This window comes from Enterococcus sp. DIV2385, from assembly GCF_051711925.1.
GTDB lineage: Bacteria > Bacillota > Bacilli > Lactobacillales > Enterococcaceae > Enterococcus > Enterococcus faecalis.
On the sequence record NZ_JBIONV010000001.1, the window covers coordinates 2,480,759 to 2,501,823 of the forward strand.

Here is a 21,065-nt window from a genome sequence, read left to right on the forward strand (position 1 = left end):
CTTTCCTCCTAAATATCAAAACCAAAACCGCCAGCAAATGGATTATCAATTACAAAGTCAATTCTTTCCACTTGAATTTTCGTCTCTGTATTTTTCACTACTAAATAAATTTTTTCATTTGTATCATAATTACGATTTATAAAGTCAAAAGTGAAATTTGTAAATCTTTCACTAGCTTGCTCTGAGGTAGAATCGGCATAATAGGTATGTTGATTCGTAATTAAGTTTCCCTTACTATCTTCAAAATATAACGTATATTTTGCTTTAGTGATTGAGTCACTTAACGCTTCCGTTTGATAAAACTCTAAAGATATAGAAAGTCCTATAACTTTTCTTTTTGCTGTCATTAACTGAACGCTCACTGGTTCTTTTTGAGACGATCCTCGAGAAACGCTTACTTCTAAAACAGGGACAAGCATTTCTTGTGGAGAAGAACCACCATGTACATAACTTTGACCCCCGCCTACTTTTTTAAAAATAGCAGATGTTTCAGGATAATGTACATAGCGTTTGTCATCATTGCGCAATATTTCTCCTAATTTCATTGAAGTAATTCCAATTTCATCATAATGATTTTCACTAATTATAAACCGACGTTCTACTCTATCTTCAGAAAATTCAGATGGATTTTCAATCTTTTCATGTTCTTCAACTTTGGATCTCGTATAGATAAAGCCATGGTCACTGGTGATCAAAAATCGATAAACATTCGCTCCGTTTGAAATAAATGGTATTAAAGCTTTGATTTCATCAACTGTTTTTTGTGCAGCATCAAAAACTTGTGATTCCTGACCATGATCCCCTGTCCTATCAATTTGATCATGATAAAGATAAATCACTTCTTTGCCATTAAATATCTCACGAAGTTCTTTTGCATTCGTTTTAGTCATCACTTCTTCATACGTAATAGCCAAAGAGTTGGAATTTTTTGCTTTTAATATTTTATCTCGTGCAGGAGTCCCCTGTGTTTTCATTCCATTTACCCGAATATCGGTTCCTTCAACATATTCATACGTTTCGTGTCCACTTCTTAACAAAGCCGCTTTTCCAAATTCCGTTACTGATGGAAGAACAGAAAAAAGTGTATTCATCTTTGTTGTAAATTTCTTTTCATACTGCAGTACTTCTTGAATTTCTTTCCCAATTTCATAACGAAGTGCATCAGAAATAATCACAACTGTTTTTGTTTTATTATTTGCAAAGTCGTCATAAAAATCAAGGAGTGACGAACGTTCTTCTAAAGACAATAGATCATTCCACAAACGAGCACTCTCATTTAAAAATATTTTGTATTGTTTTTCTATGCGTAATTTAAGTTCTGTAAATAAATCTGGAGATAAAACTTTATCAAAATGCCAAATAAATTTACGATAAGATTGATCAATATTAAACGAGATATTTTCATAATTTTTAACAACTTCTGAAAATTGGTTAATATTAGAAGAAAAAGTATTATTCAACAATTTTTGTGCATTCAATATTACTTCATATTCATGAATATACTTTGCACCAAAGTGCGCTCGCTGCTTCAATGTAATAACTTCAGAAAGTGTCATCCCATTAATTATCGGTGTTAAATCCCCACTCAATAGCTGGCCAATATAATACTTGATTATGTTATTATGAACAGATTCAAAAATATCAGCTGCAATAAGTTCCTCAATGGGCACCAGTGAAATCAACTTCTCTCCGCTAATTAACCGATATGTATTTCCACTCAATTTATCGAAAGCTTGCGTATAGCGAGAGTCATTCATTACCCCATCCATAAAGGAAATAATTGCTGTAGTTTGTTCTAAAACTTCGTACTCTTTTAACTGTATAGGTAATTCTTGATGTCCTAATTGCCCATAAAAAGCATTAACAAAAAAAGAAACTGTCAACTTTTGGATAGTTGGTGTCTCTGAAATAAAGCCATAATAAAGAGATACATATTTCCAAAAAGCATTCTGTAAATCAAAAGTCACTAATTGTTCATACAGGCTACTTGATTCATACGCATATTCGACCAGTAAAGATTGAATGATACTATAAAATTGGGCAGTGTTAGCTTTGGTTAGGACGGCCATCATTGCTATTTCAAGTTCTTGCTTTGATTTAATTTCAGTAGTTATTAGTTTGTTAAAAGCAGTAATTCGTGATCTTGCACCAAAGAATTTAGCATAATGTACCATAGCATCATGTAACTCATTTGGAATATTTAATTGTGTCATCACCAATGAAATACGATCTGCACTAAACTCGCTAGAATATTTCAAAATACTTAGTAAATGATTATCCTGGTCGTCATCACTTATCTTTTCAAATGGTGCATAGATTAAATAGTTATTATCAGTATCTTCAATTTCAAAGAAACGTTTTGTCATAAATTGAGTATTTGGTTCAAGGATAAAAACTTTCGCATCTTTTAATTCAATTTTCCCATTAATAATATCCTCTTCAAATTCTTTTTTTGGATCGAACCAAAAAATAAGCTTACGCTCTCCATATGTTACAAAAAGTTCATTTAGTCTGTTCTGAATCTGATTTAAATTCAAATCTGACATAATCACATCTCCTTAAGGTTCTTTAACACCTTTGGTTAAAATCAAGAATTTTTCACCTGTATCTGGATCACGTTGTAACTTATCATAATTTACAATCACTCCATCATCTAGATCAAGAGAAACTTTCTTTAGCGCTAAATGCCCTAATTTTTCATCAAACTCTTGAAGTTCTTTTAACTGTTTCTTGATTTTTTGAATTTCTTTTTCATAACGAGTGACTTCTCCAGCATTCGTAGTCGACATCTTTTGACTTTCACGTAGTTCAATACGAGAATTATAAGCTTGACTTAATTTTGTAACATATTCTGTGCGAAGCTGTCCTAATAAATTTTCATCAAACCGATGTAAATACATTAGCGCTTTAAAACCATTCGCTTTTCCTGAATCAAATTGCCAATAAATCGGGCGCTTTTTATAAGTTGCCATATGATCTGTAAAAAATTTTGACATAAAGTATTTACGTATCTTATCTCGACTTTTTCCACTTCCTGGCAACACATCGGCAATATAATCAAGATTTTCTTCAAGTGTTTCTTTTCCATAAACAACCGTAATAAACTCTACAAATCTTGTCATAATGTCGCTTTCATCAGATTGGAAATATTCATTATCTGTAATCAGTAGAATATTATCTTCATCAGGTTTAAATTTTTGATAACGTGACATATCAAATTCTCCACCTGCAAATATCAATCCTTCTTCATCCAATGAATAGCGTCCGAACATACAGCCAACTGCATAGCTAATAAGTGACTTGATATCGCGTTCTCTATCTGCTAAGGATACTGAAACTTCTTTATCATCAACGTGGTAATCTAGTTCATCTTGTAATCCATAAAGTTCAATAAAAATTTTATTTAATTCTTCTTCATTTGCTTTCAACTGATCAAAACGATCCTGGGCTTCCTTTTGCCAAGCTTCAAATTTATCTTTAATTAATATAGCCAAGTTGCAACCCTCCAGTGTACTTTTAAGCTATATTATACCGTTTTTTCTCAATATTTGCATTACTAATCAAAATTCTTTCCTTTAATAAAGTAATATAAGTAGTAAGTACAAAAAATAGAAAATATGAAAGGAAAGAATTTATGACTACAACTTTAACACTGGCTGATTACTTTCAACAATGGATGGAAACCTTTAAAAAACCTGCTGTTACTTCAGTCACTTATGTGAAATATAGAAATTCACATAAACATATCTACACATATTTTGGAAATATTAAACTTAAAGAGATAACTCGCCATCGGTATCAAAAAGGGTTAAATGATTTTGCTAAAAATCATGCCAAAAGAACAACTTCAGGATTCCATAAACAAATTCGAGCAGCTATTTTAGATGCTGTGGAAGAAGGAATTATTGACACTGATTTCACAAGAAAAGCGATTATAACAGGACGTGAAAAAAAGAAAGCGAAAGTTATGTATCACTCCTACTCTGAATGGCAAAAATTAATTCACTACACCAGAAGTCAACCACTGAATCCAAATAACTTTATTATTTATTTATCAGCGATGACTGGATTGCGTTTTGCTAAAGTTTTGGGGATCACTGTTGCAGATATTGATTTCAAACATAAGTTGATCTCTGTTAACAAAACTTGGGACTACAAATATCGTACAGGATTTAAAGAAACAAAGAATGCTAGTTCCGTACGAACTGTGGATGTTGATACAAAAACTTTAAAGGTGATTAAAGAAGTTATCCGCTTTAGAAGGTTTAGAGGAGATGACAAAATTTGTGCAGATGATAATGAGAAGTTACCTGTCAGTGCTACTATCAATAGACACCTTGAAAAAGCATGTCAAAAACTTAAACTTTCTTCTATTTCTTTTCATGGATTAAGACATACCCATGCATCGATTCTCCTTTTTAAAGGTGTTAATATCCTAAGTGTAAGTCGACGACTTGGACACAAAGATGTGACAACCACACAAAGTGTATACTTACATGTCATTAAAGAAATGGAAGAAAGAGAAACAAGGTTAATCATGAAAATTATGAATCAGGCACTTAGTATCTAGTTTCGCTCTACAAGAGATAAAACTTATTGATCCATCAATGGGAAGCGGACATATACTTGTTTATGCCTTTGATGTGCTGATTCAGCTTTATGTAGCAGAAGGGTTTCGAGAACGAGATGCGGCTGTGTCAATTTTAACGAATAACTTGTATGGGTTAGATATAGATAAGAGAGCCTTTCAATTAACCTACTTTGCTTTAATTATGAAGGGTCGTCAATATTCTCGGCGTATTTTGTCTAAAGGTATTAAGCCTAATGTTTATGCAATCCCAAACAACTTAGAAATTAGCGAAGCAGAATTACAACTTTTACACATAGATTTTCCAAACCAACAAAAAGCCCAAGAAGATTTATTACAGTTAATTAATAGCTTCAAAAACGGTGCAGATTTAGGTTCATTGATAGAATTTAAGGATATCGATTTCGAAAACTTGAAAGTGGGATTTGGTAACGGTTCTATAACGTTCTTTGACCAAATGATTAGTGAAATGATACATGTCGGAGAATTATTGCAACAGAAATATGACGTTGGAATTACAAACCCACCTTATATGGGTAGTTCTGGAATGAACAAAAATTTGTCTAATTTTATAAAAAAAGCTTACCCTGATAGCAAGAGTGACCTTTTTGGTGTATTTATTGAGCGACTTAAAAAAATGATAAAATCCTCTGGGTACTATTCTATGATTACGCAACATGCTTGGATGTTTTTATCAAGCTTTGAAAAATTACGTCATAAAATTAATCAACAAACCATTATCAACATGATTCATTTGGGAACGCGTGCATTTGAAGAAATTGGTGGCGAAGTTGTTCAGACTACTGCATTTATAATGTCCCCTCTTGAACATAAAGGACATGTTGGAAGCTATTTAAGACTTGTCGATTTTGTTAATCATGAACTAAAAGAAACAAAGTCGCTCGAAGCAATCGAAAAGAGAAACGTTGATTATCTTTACCAAACCGTTCAAGATAATTTTGCTAAAATCCCGGGTCAACCAATTTCGTATTGGGTAAGCGAAAATGTATTTAATACATTTTCAGAAAATAATAAATTTGAAGATAAGTACAGTACACGAGCAGGGATGATCACTGGGAATAATAACCTTTTCATGAAACTGTGGCATGAAATTGATTTGGAAAAATTGGGCCTATATATACCTAATAGAACAGATTCAATTATATCTAAAAAGAAATGGTTTCCTTATAGTAAAGGCGGTGAATTTAGGCGGTGGTACGGTAATAACGAATACGTAATAAATTGGGAAAACGATGGGCAGGCTTTACGAAATCTAAAAGATGAGAATGGAAAAACTCCAGCACATGCGTTTAATTTAGAATATATCTTCCATTCCCAAATTACTTGGTCATCTTTATCAAGTGGCAAATTTGCAGCAAGGTATTGTCCAAAAGGATTTTTGTTTGATGCAAGTGGGTCGTTCGCAGTTGTGTCTGAATCAGAGCAGCTCAAGGTATTGGCCTATTTAAATAGTATAGTCGTTGGATACTACTTAAGCCTTTTGAATCCAACACTGAATTTTCAAAAAGGAAATATAAGTGCCCTCCCTATTTTAAAAATATTGGATTCCACAGTAGAACAGTTGTCTAAAAGAAATACTAGAATTTCGAAACTAGATTGGGATGTATTTGAACAATCTTGGGACTTCAAAAGAAGTCCATTAATTTGATAAACAAAGACGAAATCATATCCTATAATTTATCAGCATCATTTTTGATTTTAGAAAAAACATATCGTTCTCTTTATTATAATTAAATTACTATGAAATAATAAAGTAAGAGAACGATATGTTATGTGAACGATTTTAGTAGAAAACATTCTAATTAACAGATGGAAATTTGGTAATTGCTGATTTTTTTAGAAAAGAATTCAAAATAAAAATTGATATGCTATTGATCTAATACTTATCACCTGTATAAATTGTCATAGATATTAAATTATACAAAGTTACTTTATTAGAAATCAAGACAGCCTATATCAAATTTTTGTCAGTTTTGAGTGAAAACTGCTATTCAAATAGTATTTTTGATACCAAGCCTAGTTGACAAAGAGATTAGGTCAGCGGATGTTTTCGAAAATCCCAAGACTTCTCGGATGAATCCCATTCTGTTCTTGATAGGTCTATACATCTTTCAACTAATAGAGAGATTTTGGGATAATCAATATTACTTGGCATAGGTATTCTCATGATGTCTCCAGCAGTATAATTCATACTTTCATTTAGTGTTGAAACAATCTTCTGACTTACTTTTGAATTTGTTATTCCCAATATAGAGTTTAGAAGAAATATATCTGTCGTATAAATTCCCATACTAGCATCATTATTGATAAAACCTTTTTTAGAGTATCTTACAGATAAATTTCCACTCGTAATCTTTGTCCACTCCAAGCAATGTTTAAAATATAGATTTGATGATCTATGACCTTTATTTTTTTCAATTAGACTATAATTATATGGGTCGAACTTCATTATATAAGAATTATTGCCGTACCATCTTCTAAATTCGCCGCCTTTATTGACAGGGATATAATTTCCAACATGAATCTCACTTCTGTCTTCCACTTCAAATTGAATTGATTGAATCGAAGTTTCAGTCCAAATTCTTAAAAATGTGTCATTCTGGCCAGTAAACATACCTTTTTTTACTTTAGCTAGCTCTCCAATTTGTTTCCCTACAACAAAATCATGAATAAGATTTTCGCTTACCCAAAACGATATAGGACTACCAGGGATTTTGGTGAAATTATTTTGGTTTGTTTGAAATAAATAATTTACATTTGGATTTCTGATACCTTCAAGAACTTTTTCTTTTTGTACATTCATACCACCTCGAAAATCAGATAGCTTGAAGTAGTTTCCTATAGGTTCTGATTTTGCATTTTTGATAGTAAAACAACAAACTGGAACGGTTGCCTCTTCGAATGCAGAGTATTCCATTTGCACTAAACTAGAAATATTTTTATTAGCAATTAAGAAGTTACGCAGTTCTTCATAAGACTTTATAAACATCCAGACGAACGGGGTCATAAATCCAGCATAGCCACCATCCGTAATCATTTGACTATTCATCTTTATGAAGACTGAGAACAAGTCTGTTTTTACTTCAGGATAATTATCTTTAACATATTTACTAAGAACGGCGCTCATTTTATTCAAATATGGAGGGTTAGTTACAACCGCTGTATATCTAAAAGAAAGAACTTCTACAATATTTAAAATATGATTTACTTTTTCATGTGCTTCTGGAAGCTGATAAAGAATATCCATATTTGAAAAGTCTTCAAATGCACCAGTAAGTTGTCTAAGTTCATCGATTTCAGATTGGCTTATATTCTGAATGTTTAAGACAGAACCTAATTCAGTTGCATGTAAAAACATATCTAAAACTAATTTTAAGAGATTACTTTTTTCAATAAACTCATCACTAGGAAGGCTTGAAATTTCTTCTAATCGCTCAAAGTATTCGTTAGGAATATCATCTGAATCAATAAATTGATGTAAATGTAATTTTACATTCTTAGTTAAAATACGACGACTATATTCGCGCCCTTTCATCATAATGGCAAAGTAAGCTAACTGATATGAACGCTTATCGATTTCAAGTCCGAATAAGTTATTAATTAAAATACTCTCTGCTGCATCACGTTCACGGAATCCTTCTGCAACATATAACTGCATAAACACATCAAAAGCATAAACTAATACGTGGCCCGAACCCATAGCGTTGTCTAAAAGTTTTATCTCTTGTAGAGCGATAACATTTTTATCTTTACGTTCATCTTGAATTTGTAATTGTACATTCTCGGGTTGTTCTGCTGTTGGTAAATAGTATTTCCAACCAAATTCATCTGCAATTTCTTTTTCTGTACGTGTTTCAGTAGGCATTGCTAGTTTTTGATCAATATAATAACGTCCAAGTGAATTTTCAACCATATACCTCACAATCCAATCGGGCGTAAACAATTGAGTTAGCGCAGGAATTTCATCTGCACGGCTTTTCCGTTTCTTCTGCGCTTTCATTGCCTCAGCTTTCGGCTCAGTATTGTAGTATTGATACATCCAACCAATAATTTCGACTTGTCCTTCTTTACTGACGTCAAAGTCTTCTTCTGGGATTGATAGTAAGCTTGCAATAACACCATTTTCATCAATATAAGAAATCGTAAACAAAAGCTCAGTATAGTCGTCAATTTTTTCAAAAAGGTCTGGCAGTAACTGATTCAAACTATTGCATTGTTTAATAAATACTAATTGGTAAAGTTCGTCTACAGCTGCTGCTGAGTTATCTGACATTAAATCCACTACTCGACTTTTTGTAGCAGGATCCATTTCTGCATATAAGTTTGAACTTAAAAGATTCGTAATAATATCTGGTTCACGAATGCCAGATTCGCTTGATAAGATACGTTGTCGTTCTGGCAAATAATTGTTTACTTCCATGAAACGAATCGCAATTAAACGGTTAAACCATGTATACGCTACCTCTTCAACCAAATTATCAAACGCAATCGCTTTACTTTTCTTTTCGCCTAAATCAAGTTGTTTCTCTCTTGCTTTTAACGCTTCTACTAATTTTGTACGATTTATTACATCTTTTCCTGTGTAACGTTGTTTACTTGAAGAGATTGTAATTGTGTCATTCCCTAATTCTGTGACAGGTTCGATATTACTTTCAGTTATGCCTAGCTTAGTCAGCTTATTGATAACTCCCTCACGAAGTTTTACACGAGATTCCATGGCGAATTTTTTAATTGCTTTTTTGTCCATTTATAAGGCTCCTATCGCTTACAATAAAATGTCTAGTTCATTATCATCATTTAATTTTGCTAATAATTCTTGTTTTAGTTTATTCACGAAGAGATCAATGTCTTCTTCCGATTTAATCCGTTGACGAGAACTGATTAATTCTTTTACATAAACATTTTCAACTTTCTTAACCGGTGTTACAGCTATTACGTCAGGTATTTTATCTGCCATAGAATTGGTATCCTCATCATAGTTATTGCTGATGGCTATACTGATTTTTTTTGCCTCTTCTTCACGACGATAATTTTCCTCAGTTGTAAATTTAGCTGTGAATTTTCGCTGTAAAGGTTCAGCTTGCGCTTGAATTAATATGATCTCATCAAACGTTTTTGCAGTTGACAATTCATCATTTAATTTATCAAATTCTTTGATTACGTCATTTCTAAAGTCATCTCCAAAATTACGACGGAGCAAATCTTCTAATACTGATTCTTTAATGACATTTATCTGGCTAGTTGCCTTATCTGACTTAGCTTCCATAAATTTCATGTACTCTATTTCAAATTTACCATTCAGTTCACTTAATCTCGGAATATCTTTATAGGGTACCGACTGTTTTCTAATAGATTTCATCTCAGAAATAATTGTATTCATTTCTTCTGTAGATTCTTTGATTTTACTATCTTCTATGCGACCGATGTAATCTCTCGTTTTATCCCAAATGCTTTTCTGAGAACTTGTATGAAAACTATGGATGTCTTCGTAATCCTCAGCCCAGTCCAATAACTCCTCTTCTCTATTTTGTAATACTTCAAAAAATGATTTTGTATCTCTTGCATTGATTACCTGATCCAATACTTTAATGGCTTCCACAATTTCGTCAGATTGAGGATAATGATGCCCTGAAGTATCTTTAAAACGTTGTAACTCACGAACCATGTGTTGTGCTTTTTCATTAAAGCGTATACGTGTTGTATCATCATTTGTTTCATCAACAATATTCCGACTATTAAACAGTTCTTCTCCCAAATTGCGCACCATTTTTTTCTGGAGATCATTTGATTTTTGACGTAGTTCAACACGAATTTTTTCTGGAGATTTACGATCAAATATTGCTTTTGAAATCTCATTTATATCAGAGTTAGTATCTAATGGAATGCCATTTTTAAATAAACTAATACTTCCTTCTTTAAACAATCTGGCAATAGCCCATTCTAAATCTTCATTTATGAAACCATATGGTTCACGATTAACATAATTATCTCGCAACGTTTTCATTGTAACTGTGAGATTTTGGTTGTGTTGTAATTGAATGAATCGTTTTACATCATCGACAACATTTTGATTTTCTGTATATGCTACAAGAGTCGTACCATTATCTTTCAACAAACTATTAATGTCTGATTCGGAAACAGCAGCATCCACCAAATCATTTTTATGATAGACTAGCTTTGCCATTTGCTGCAACGCATCATTCAGTCTCACTTTGAAATCGGATCCAGAAACCTCTAACTTACTGTTATTAAAATAGAAGGTCGCTTGTTTCAAAAAATCGTTTAATTGAGAATTAATTGATTCCACTAGTTCTTGATTTTCAGCTGTTTTTTCGGCTTTTACCGCCGCGAAATTCTTAATTGCACTTGAAACATTCGCCGTTGTAATATATTTTTCTACCTTAAGATAAGTTTGAACATGATTCATAAATTCTGTATCTACTGGAAGATTTATCAGCATTTGATTCTTCGTACTTGTTAAAATTAATTGTGGCTCATTATTCCACAATTCATTATAATATGGTGTGATAATTTTTACTTCTAAATTCGGATTATTATTTTTGCGATAAGCATAATCATCAACGTAAAAGTTATACATAAAATTATAGCGATTTTCAAATGCACGTCCTGAAGCATTTGCATTTTTATAAGAAAATGAATTACGACCAACTTTATCATCTAAAATATCTCGAGCTAACCTATCCTCAACGTCTGTAGCACTTAAATCAATATGATTGATTAACCGTGTTACCTCTTGCTCTTCATCTGTTTGAAATACATAATTTTGTAAATTTTGACGAATTAAATTTTCTTTTATCAATATTTTCAAGGCTAATTCTACTCTCTTGCGAAGAGCTAATTTATCTTCGTTTACACGTCGAACCATTAAGTTTGTAATGTTATTCAATGTTGGTTTAATATTTTGATCTACGTATTTAATCATAAATAACACTTTTAGTACTTCTACATTAAATAAGTCTTTTCCGTCTGAGACAATGTTTGTATTTTCTTCTGCTTGTTTAATAACTTTAGCATTTTCTGTTTCATTTAGCCATTTTTCTAAAGAAGGATAAAATTGATCTAAAGATACTAACACACCGCTGTCATTATCCGCATTTCGCTCCGCTGTTTCTTTAAAGAACGCAAGTAGTGATCTTTCCCCACGAGATAGATTAGCTCCTTGAATTGAATGTTTTGAAACCTGTGTCAGGATATTCGCTAACAAATTGAATTGATATGGAACAAATGGATAAACATCTGCATAATTTTTAGCAGAGTTGTATAATTTTAGTTCAGGACTATCTTCAAATATTAGCATCGATTTGATGTTACTTTCGTGATTAGGATAATCTGCTTCTAAGTATTGTTGTCCTGAAATATTTTTTGCGAGAATACGTTTTTGGATCACTTCATCGGCATTAGCAGAAGATAATGATAAGGTTGTTTCGAAACGACCTTTAATTTTTGAAAAATCTAAAGCTGCTGAGCCAGCAATGTCTGTAATTGCATCAATAGCTTGTTGACTTGTTACAATCACCCATGCCTTACCACGTGATTTATTGCCCAACTCTTCAACTATTGTTTGCAATTGCAATGTTAAATCACTGTTTCCACCTATATACTGCCCAATTTCATCAACTAAAAAAACAATATGCTCATTGTTCCCTTTTGATTGTAAGTACTCCTCAATCATCACTGCAAATTCTTCGATACTAATAATATATTCAGATTCTAGCTTATTAAACCATGTTTTTGCTGCATCTTCAGTCATATAACCGATACTTGACAGAGCATTCACCATAGAATCTTGGATAAAGTCCACTTCATGACGTTCATTAATCCAATCAAGTCCATGTTCAGCTTTAAAAGCTTCTTTAAATTCATTATATTTTCCATCTTTATCTAAACGACGTTCCAAATCAGCAACTTTTGGATTAGTGGAATAACCTAGACTATTATTAAAAACTTTCAAGAATACATTTACTAGACTATTTTTTCCCTCTATCCCTGTTTGATGCTTAGATTCAACGTTGAAAAGTATAACGTTTGTTGGCGTTTTAACCGCTAGTTCCATATCGGCAATTGTCATTGGATCTTTAATCTTGCGAGTTAATTCGTCCCCCTCTGTAAAAAAATCAAATGCTGTTTTCCCATTTATTTCTTTATTTTCAAGAATATAAGAAAGAATTTTTAAGAAGTGTGATTTACCTGAACCAAAAAAACCTTGTATCCAAACACCCATTTTACTAGTGTGACCATTGATGCCTTGTTTATAGGCATCAAAAAACGTTCTAAACTGACCTTGTAACTCTTTAGTAACTACATATTCATCCAACTCTTGATAAACTTGCTCTTCACTAGCTTGTGAAGCTGTGATAACTCCTTCAATATTTCGATGGATATCTTTTTGAAACATATCATTAATTTTCATCTTCAACTCTCCTAATCAATTCTGAAAGCTCTATAATAATTAGCATCACGATTTGTATCTAGTATTGTTAAGCGTAATCGATCATACTCGCCAGGGTACATCATGATAACTGGACGTTTTGTATAAACAAGGTGCATTTTGTTTAAAACAGAATGGGCCCTTACTAGTGGATAAATTTCACCAATTCCAGTTAAAATAACTACTGAATTATCTTTCACTCGTTGTCTAATATAATCAGTAAAATACATTTCAGCATCATCAAATTCTTCCATTTTCAATAGACGGTTAATACGTGTTGCTACAAACATAATTCCATGTTTTTTCTCCCATTGCGCGATAATATCGATATATCTTTTCGATTCCAGTAATTCCATCATAATTTCATAGAGATTGAATACTTGGAGTGTGTAGCCATCATTCGCTGGATAATTTTTTGCTTCTAAATGATTAATATATTCTCGGACTAGTAACTCATTTTTAGGGCTATAATCGAAAATGTAGTAACCAATCTCGTTACCTAATCCACGATTTGTTAGGAAATCATCCGACTTTAGCAACCGCTCCAGGACATCAAAGCGCTCTTCTATTGTTTTCTTTTTCATTTGTCAAATTCCTCCCGTTATCGCTTTAGCAATATCTAATCGATTGATAGCTTTTAACCACGATAACACTCTTGAATCCACCATTTTTGGCGTAATAATTTCTATCCCTTTATCTTCACGAATTAATCCTGACTCAAGAAGATAGTTCCTATAAGCACTACCTAAACGACTATACGTATAAGGTTGCCAACTAGCAACTATTTCATTCGTTCTTTGCTTCTCCGAGAAAAACTGTTTATAATCCGTTGTTGTTAATTTTAAGATGCCCTTTTGTATTTGAGCTTGATAAACTTCTAACATAAATTCCAGAATCAAATCATTCAATAATAAAACTGAAATTAGCACAACAATCTTTTGGTTATCTATATTTAAATTAGGAAATAATTCTTGCATTTCTTTCCCTAATACATTTATACGTCGCTTAGCAGCATTGTATGTTTCGTTTGATCGACTGCTACTAGCAGCGCCAAAAATATTGATTTCTTCACTTAATTTTTTTATTTCTTGATGTGTTTTACCTTCATTGAGCATTTCTATATATTCTTTAATTTCATAAAACCAGAATCGCTGTGAGACTAATCCTGCACTATATATTTTTTTCGACATCTTGTTCTACTCCTTTAGTAACGTTTACAGATATCTCTATTGTCTGAGATTATCTGTAGAGCTAAATATCTTTACTTCACTTCTGATTTCAAGATGTTGTCCTCTTTCAAAACTAACTATTACTTTTATGAAGTCTAACTCCCAAAGATAGAAATTTTGAACTTACACAGTACCTCAGTGTAAGTGTAATGAATTACCCCAACTTTTTCAATAAAAAATGGAATCTTTATTGAAAAGATTCCATTTTTTATTGATTAAATTATCCTTCTTGTATAATCGTTTCTTTTAGCTTTATATATTCGGCTTCTGTCAAAATCTTTTTCTCAAATAAGGCATGTGCTCGCTCTAATTTACTAAAAATATCGTCCGCATGTTTGGTTGTTTCTGTTTCAGGTTGTTCTGAAATAACTTCAAAATCGGCTTCTAAAATTTCTAAATCTTTTTCTGCATCTTCTTGAGTATAGCCTATGTTTTTACTTAATTCATCCTTTAACCTCATAGCCATTGGTTTCATAGAGGCATAATTAATGCCGCCGGAAACAACGCCGCCTAAAACGGGAATTGCTTTAGAAACACCTTTCGCAAAAGTTGCTTTTGTTAATTTCGTCCCAAAAATAGCTAATATTTTTTTCAATATTGGATAATAGAAAGTTTTCATTAGCGCCTTCTGTGGGATTTTCTTTACAGCTTGGATAGATAAACGTTTAGACAAAATCCGAACGACCGAACCAGCTGACGTTACCCCTAACATGATTCCCAAGTATAAAATCAGTGTATTTTTGGCTTCTTCTGTCAATTCATCTTGATTGTTCCATAAATCATGGTAGCCATAAATATAAGAAATTTCTTGCGCTAATTTCAAAGAATAGCCATAGAATTGCGCAATATCTGCGGGAATGGTAGCTGCCATAGCCAGACCACCTGGAATTCCTGTCGCAAATGAAATTGCGCTCGACTGCATAACTGCTTGGTTAATACATTTTTGAGCAGCTCGGTCTAGTTCTTTTTTTGATAAGACTTTTTCTGGTCCATCATCAAATAATTCTTGTACATTGTCCACTTTATCTTGAAACATTTTTTTCAAAAAAGCATTTCGATTCACTTTGACACCAGGTAATTTTAACGACTCATTCACTACTTTCAACGCTAATACTTCTTCTTCCAACTGTAGGCCTCCTATTTTTACGCATAAATTCTCTTACAGTGTACTCCTTTTATCTTTCAAAAACAACGCCACTTCCAGCGCCAACAAGTCCACTTCCTTATCAAAATCCAACAGCACTAGCTGTTCAATTTTCTCCAATCGTTGTAACAAAGTATTACGATGAATAAAGAGCTTTTTGGCTGTTTGAGACAAGTTTCGTTTTGATTGAAAATAGACATTCAGTGTATGGACAAAGTCGGTATGTTGCTGTTGATCACTTTTCTGCAATGGTTGAAGATATTTTTTTCTGAGGGTTGCTTGTCCTTCTTCTAAAAAATAACGTTGTAGTGTCTGTCTAAAATGAAAATTCGCGTAGGAAGCAATCCTCATTTCAGGTTCTTCTGCAACGAATTGACGTTGAAAGGCTAAAATGTCAATCGCTTGTTGATAAGATTCATGAATCTGGGTCAGACCTTGAATCTTAGGTCCTATTGTTAGGAAAAGTTCCACATCTTCTTGTACTTTCATTAACTGATTTATGCTACTTTGCGCTAGGCGTTGCATCATTTTCAGATAATCGCCTTCTTTTTCAGGTGGATCTTCAACTAATAAGACAAAGGAACTGTCAATTTCAATACAAACAATTTTTTGTTTGTCCCCTAAGATAACTTGGTTTAACTGGTTACCTAAAATAGACATTCTTTCTTGCCTTTGGCGTTCATTTAAGGTTAATGAAATTAGCAAAATCGCATAGGGCTTATCTATTGTCAAGCGATAATACTGTTGAAATTGTTGGAAAACAGCTTGATCCCTCTTTTCATGCGCAATCAGCTTAAAAAATAATTCGTTTCGTTGTTGGTATTCTTCAAATTTCCGTGAGTATTCCAATTGCAATTGTAAAAGTAAGTAATGAGCTGTGATTTTAAAATGAGCCACGTCGACTGGTCGTAATGGGGCCAAGGTGTTCCAGACGAGTAAATAATATAAAATAACATTTTTCTTTTTAATTGGATAAATTTCAATTGGCACCACTTGGTTCTGGAGTTTCAACTGTAAATGAATCGGTTCTTGATAAAAGCGTAGTAATGGATGACTTTGTTCCAGCAATTGTTTTTGGAACTCTGAGGTTTCTTGTCTATCTTCTAAAATGCTAGAAATACGAATTGGGTTTTTAGGCAAGTCAAAAAAATTAACTCCTTCAAAGTGGTCATTCAATAACAAGACAGGATTTTGAATGGTTTCTGCTAGATCCTGCAGCAAATGAAAACTGCTACTTCCCGTTTCTAAGATTTGATAAATTTTATTATGCAATGCGGTTTCTTGCGCATTCATGTCAAATTGTTCTAACGTGACACGACTTTTCAACACGTCAGCAATTTGCGAAAAGGTGTAGTTGTAAGGAATTGCTAATAGGTACATTCATTTCATTTGCTAGTTTGATTAGGTCTGGTGGAACTTCTTCAAAATAACGTTGGGTTTTAAATCCTAAGGCAGCACAATGGTGTTTGGCTAGTTCTTTCAAAAAATTTTTCTGTAATTTCCGATCATCTTTAAATATGTACCCTGTCGTTAACAGTAGCTCACCTACTGTTAGCCAATCTAAAATATCAGGATTTTCTAAAATATTGATTTTTAAAATCGGTTGGTCCTGATTTTTATGTCCTGCTACTAAGGTAATGCCAGGCAATTCTTCTAACGTTAATAAATCACTCACTTTTAACATCATTTATCCTCCCAATGTACAAATTGTCCATTCAAACTTGTAAATCAATGTCATTTTTAGCAATTGTTTAGCGTGCTGGATTCTTTTATTATGAAGTCTTGAAAGCGCTATTAAAAAGGAGGTCGTTGGAATGACAAAAATTTTAGCTTATGACCAAACGATTTTATCGAAACTCCCTCATCAAACATTGACTAGTTTGCAATGTTTTACGCACGCTATTAATTATGGTCATGTAGACACCCAAGAAATTCTCTTGACCATTTCAACGCATCCCGAACATATAGCACCTAACACGATTATACTCGATGAAAAAAAACTTAGCCATTTCGCTGATTTACCTGTCCAAATTGAGCCCCTGTTTATCCGGTTAGGCCGACGACAATTAACCCTAGCCGATGCCCAAATTTGGCAACCAACGCCACTTTATTTAACACCCAGTAAAACAAAGATAGCTATTTTTTTAACGTATATTCAGCAAACTCGTTTCAATCCTTGGCAAGCGCTTTTTCCTGCTTCGCCGTCAAGCTTTCTTTTTGATTCTTATAGTCGGACCCAGATTCAAAAAGAAATGATTCATTTTCAACAGGCTTGGGAGCAAAAATCTTTTAAAATAGCTCTTGATTGTTTAACGAAGATTTTGGGATTGGGGATTGGTTTAACTCCCACTGGCGATGATTTTATCACAGGATTACTTGCTAGTTTTTCTGCATTACAGCAACTTCCCTCGAATTTCCAACAGCTGGCTGTGCTAGCCAAGGAACGAACGAATGCGGTCAGTTATGCGGAAATCCATGAAGCAGTGAACGAACGATTTTCTCAGCTAGTTCAGCGTGTTTTTTTATCAATTGAAAGTGGAAATACAAACGAAATGGCTCAAGCGGTTTCAGCTTTAGAGGAGGTGGGCTCAACTTCAGGAAGCGACATACTTTGCGGCATTATTTTTGGTTTAAAACTATTTTGTGAGGAGAATAATCATGACAATTCAAACAGTAATTAAAGAGAACGCCTATTTTGATTCAGTTACTTTAATGACCATTTCAACACGAGCCAATGAACTGGCTGGAGTTAAAACCGCAATGATTGGGATGGGAACCGACATGAATCTTGAAGTGATTCGGAATGTTGGTTTATATACACCCGCCTTGGATCATGTTACAACGGGCGATTTATTAATTGTTTTAGATCTTGATGACCAAGCGAACTCAGAAGAAATTTTACAGCAAGTCGACGAGTTATTTACGAAGAAAAAGAAAACCGCTTCTTCTGAAGTAACCTATAAGACGTTAGATTCAGCCCTTCATGAAGAGCCTGATGCCAACTTAGTTGTAATTTCTGTCAATGGAAAATTTGCCGCACGAGAAGCGCATAAAGCTTTAGATCAGCAAAAACACGTCATGCTCTTTAGTGATAACGTGACGGTTGACGAGGAATTAGCGTTAAAACAAAAAGCACACGAAAAAGAACTGTTTGTGATGGGCCCTGATTGTGGAACAGCGATTATTAATGGCGTCGGGTTATGTTTTGCTAACGAGGTACGTTCAGGAGATATTGGAATTGTCGGCGCTTCTGGTACAGGTAGCCAAGAAGTTAGTGTCCAAATCCATAAATATGGTTATGGGATTTCACAATTAATTGGTACTGGCGGCCGTGATTTGTCTGCTGAAATTGGTGGGCTGATGATGCTTGACGGGCTGGATGCTTTAATGGCTGACGAACAAACTAAGGCAATTTTGCTTATTTCTAAACCGCCTGCTCCAGAAGTAACAGAGAAAATTTTAAAAAAATTAGCTGTTTCAACTAAACCAGTTGTTATTTATTTTATCGGCAGTGAACAAACGGAACGAAAAATAGACAACGTCACTTTTGCTACTTCTTCTCTGGATGCAGTTCAAAAAGTGATTCAATTTAGTCAAACACAGGAAGCGGAAACCAGCCTCTATCAAAATCCGACAGGCGCAACGTTAACAGCCATCCAACAGCAACAAGCCCCTTCTCAAAAATTTGTTCGTGGGTTGTTCTGTGGTGGCACTCTTTGTGATGAACTTTTATATGCTTTAACAGAAGTCTCTGATGATGTTTATAGTAATATTCATAAAATTCCTGAACGACAATTAGCAAATCCTGACCACAGCCAAGCACATACATTGATTGATTTCGGTGATGATCGTTTCACAGAAGGCCGCCCACATCCAATGATCGATCCGACTTCTCGGATTACTCGCATTCTTCAAGAAGCCAAAGATCCTGAAGTGGCAGTTTTAGCGTTAGATTTTGAATTAGGTTATGGTTCTCACGAAAATCCCGTTGGCGTGTTAGCGGAGGCGTTAAAGGAAGCCAAAGCAATAGCGAAAGCAGATGGTCGTGAGTTAGCCATTATTGGCTATGTTTTAGGGACCGAAGAAGATCCACAAGATATTCATGAACAGCGGAAAATTTTAGAAGATTTAGAGGTTCTCGTTGTCGACAGCAGTCATCAACTTTGCGAAGCCACCAAAACTTTTGTAAAAGGAGCGAACGAACATGAGCAGAAATGATCTTTTTAAACAGCCTTTAGATACGATCAATGTAGGCATTGACTTTATTCATGAAGATATGAAAAAACAAGGGATTCCTTCACATCAAGTAAATTGGGCACCGCCAGCCAATGGTGACCCAGAGCTATTAAAATTATTGGATCAATTAAAAAATCCAACACTTTATGAAAAAATCCAACAAGCCAACGAAGAAGCGGTTACCCGCATTATTCAATCAAAACCTATTTTAGTAGGATTTGATAAAGCAATTAATGTCATGCCCGATATGACTGAAACGACCATTTTACATGCTGGGCCACCCATTACTTATGAAAATATGTGCGGACCGATGAAAGGTGCCGTTCAAGGAGCGCTTGTTTTTGAAGGATTAGCAAAAGATCTAGCTGATGCCGATCGGGTTGCTCGTTCTGGCGCGATTACGTTTTCTCCTTGTCATGAACATGATGCCGTTGGTTCTATGGCTGGCGTGACTTCTCCGAATATGTACGTTCATATTATCAAAAATGAAACGTACGGCAACACGGCTTTTACTAATTTAAGTGAACAATTGGCGAAAGTTTTACGATTTGGTGCAAATGATCAATCCGTCGTGGATCGTCTGATTTGGATGCGCGATGTTTTAGGTCCATTACTTCATGATGCCATGACTTTTTGTCCAGAAGGCATTGATTTACGCTTAATGCTTTCGCAAGCCTTGCATATGGGCGATGAGTGTCATAATCGCAATGTAGCTGGAAGTACGTTGTTAGTCCAAGCATTAACGCCTTACATGGTTCAAACTGATTTTTCTCGTGAACAATTAAAAGAAGTATTTGAATTTCTTGGCAGTTCTGACTATTTTTCTGGTCCGACTTGGATGGGTGCCGCTAAATGTGCGTTAGATGCTGGGCATAATGTGGAGAATAGTACAATTGTCACCACCATGTGTCGCAACGGGGTCGAATTTGGAATTCGTGTCAGTGGGATTGGTGGAAATCACTGGTTTACGGGGCCTGCCCAACGGGTGATTGGTCCGATGTTTGCTGGTTACACACAAGAAGATGCTGGTTTGGATATGGGCGATAGTGCTATTACAGAAACGTATGGTGTTGGCGGATTTGCCATGGCAGCTGCACCAGCAATTGTCCCATTAGTTGGCGGAACAGTGGCAGAAGCATTGAATTATTCAAAAGAAATGCTGGAAATTACTACGAAAGAAAATCCCAATGTCACGATTCCTGTTTTAGATTTTATGGGGATTCCTTCAGGCATCGATGTCTTAAAAGTCTTAGAAACAGGGATGCTGCCTGTCATTAATACTGCTATTGCTCATAAAGAACCGGGGATTGGTATGATTGGCGCTGGATTGACTAATCCGCCAGCAAATGTCTTTAACGAGGCACTAAAAGCTTTAGTAGCTAAAATAAACTAATTTCA

General features: G+C 34.2%; 12 protein-coding genes and 1 pseudogene. 5 read left to right on the top strand and 8 right to left on the bottom strand.

Features of this window, described 5'->3' with window-relative positions; genetic code table 11:
• Positions 1-8: 8 nt before the first annotated feature.
• Both pglZ and IGM04_RS12040 read right to left on the bottom strand, forming a co-directional pair.
• A complete protein-coding gene (pglZ, locus tag IGM04_RS12035) occupies positions 9-2,546 on the bottom strand; it encodes a BREX-1 system phosphatase PglZ type A (RefSeq protein ID WP_086318174.1) in 2,538 nt (845 codons plus the stop codon).
• Positions 2,547-2,558: 12 nt separating this feature from the next.
• A complete protein-coding gene (locus IGM04_RS12040; RefSeq protein ID WP_086318173.1) occupies positions 2,559-3,494 on the bottom strand; it encodes a hypothetical protein in 936 nt (311 codons plus the stop codon).
• A gap of 140 nt (positions 3,495-3,634) precedes the next feature.
• Between IGM04_RS12040 and IGM04_RS12045 the strand changes: the two genes are divergently transcribed.
• Both IGM04_RS12045 and pglX (IGM04_RS12050) read left to right on the top strand, forming a co-directional pair.
• Entirely contained in the window at positions 3,635-4,570 is a 936-nt protein-coding gene (locus tag IGM04_RS12045; RefSeq protein WP_086318172.1) for a tyrosine-type recombinase/integrase, read from the top strand.
• 37 nt (positions 4,571-4,607) lie between these two features.
• The gene (gene pglX, locus IGM04_RS12050) at positions 4,608-6,257 is read left to right on the top strand and encodes a BREX-1 system adenine-specific DNA-methyltransferase PglX (RefSeq protein WP_086318171.1); all 1,650 of its coding nucleotides are present in this window, start codon (positions 4,608-4,610) and stop codon (positions 6,255-6,257) included.
• 384 nt (positions 6,258-6,641) lie between these two features.
• Here the strand turns inward: pglX (IGM04_RS12050) and pglX (IGM04_RS12055) are convergent, their stop codons facing one another.
• From pglX (IGM04_RS12055) to IGM04_RS12080, 6 genes and pseudogenes are all read right to left on the bottom strand, one after another.
• Positions 6,642-9,356, bottom strand: a complete 2,715-nt coding sequence (pglX, locus tag IGM04_RS12055) for a BREX-1 system adenine-specific DNA-methyltransferase PglX (RefSeq protein WP_086318170.1) — start codon at positions 9,354-9,356, stop codon at positions 6,642-6,644.
• Between the two features lie 18 nt (positions 9,357-9,374).
• Entirely contained in the window at positions 9,375-13,040 is a 3,666-nt protein-coding gene (brxC, locus tag IGM04_RS12060; RefSeq protein WP_086318169.1) for a BREX system P-loop protein BrxC, read from the bottom strand.
• A gap of 11 nt (positions 13,041-13,051) precedes the next feature.
• A complete protein-coding gene (locus IGM04_RS12065) occupies positions 13,052-13,642 on the bottom strand; it encodes a DUF1788 domain-containing protein (protein WP_061100911.1) in 591 nt (196 codons plus the stop codon).
• A 3-nt stretch (positions 13,643-13,645) separates the two neighbouring features.
• A complete protein-coding gene (locus IGM04_RS12070) occupies positions 13,646-14,248 on the bottom strand; it encodes a DUF1819 family protein (protein WP_086318168.1) in 603 nt (200 codons plus the stop codon).
• Between the two features lie 259 nt (positions 14,249-14,507).
• Positions 14,508-15,413 carry an EcsC family protein gene (locus IGM04_RS12075; RefSeq protein ID WP_077932814.1) on the bottom strand — a complete coding sequence of 302 codons (906 nt, stop codon included), beginning with the start codon at positions 15,411-15,413 and terminating at the stop codon, positions 14,508-14,510.
• Between the two features lie 33 nt (positions 15,414-15,446).
• Positions 15,447-17,118: pseudogene (locus IGM04_RS12080) on the bottom strand (PucR family transcriptional regulator).
• Positions 17,119-17,245: 127 nt separating this feature from the next.
• Here IGM04_RS12080 and IGM04_RS12085 point away from each other — a divergent pair.
• From IGM04_RS12085 to IGM04_RS12095, 3 genes are read left to right on the top strand one after another with little or no spacing between them, the layout of a single operon-like run.
• Positions 17,246-18,112: a DUF2877 domain-containing protein gene (locus IGM04_RS12085; protein ID WP_086318167.1), complete on the top strand. Its 867-nt coding sequence runs from the start codon at positions 17,246-17,248 to the stop codon at positions 18,110-18,112.
• Positions 18,090-19,649, top strand: coding sequence for an acyl-CoA synthetase FdrA (gene fdrA / locus IGM04_RS12090; RefSeq protein WP_002378781.1), 1,560 nt, complete (start codon positions 18,090-18,092; stop codon positions 19,647-19,649). The genes IGM04_RS12085 and fdrA overlap by 23 nt, the downstream gene beginning before the upstream one ends.
• Positions 19,636-21,060, top strand: a complete 1,425-nt coding sequence (locus IGM04_RS12095) for a DUF1116 domain-containing protein (RefSeq protein ID WP_002355045.1) — start codon at positions 19,636-19,638, stop codon at positions 21,058-21,060. The genes fdrA and IGM04_RS12095 overlap by 14 nt, the downstream gene beginning before the upstream one ends.
• The last annotated feature ends 5 nt before the right edge of the window (positions 21,061-21,065 follow it).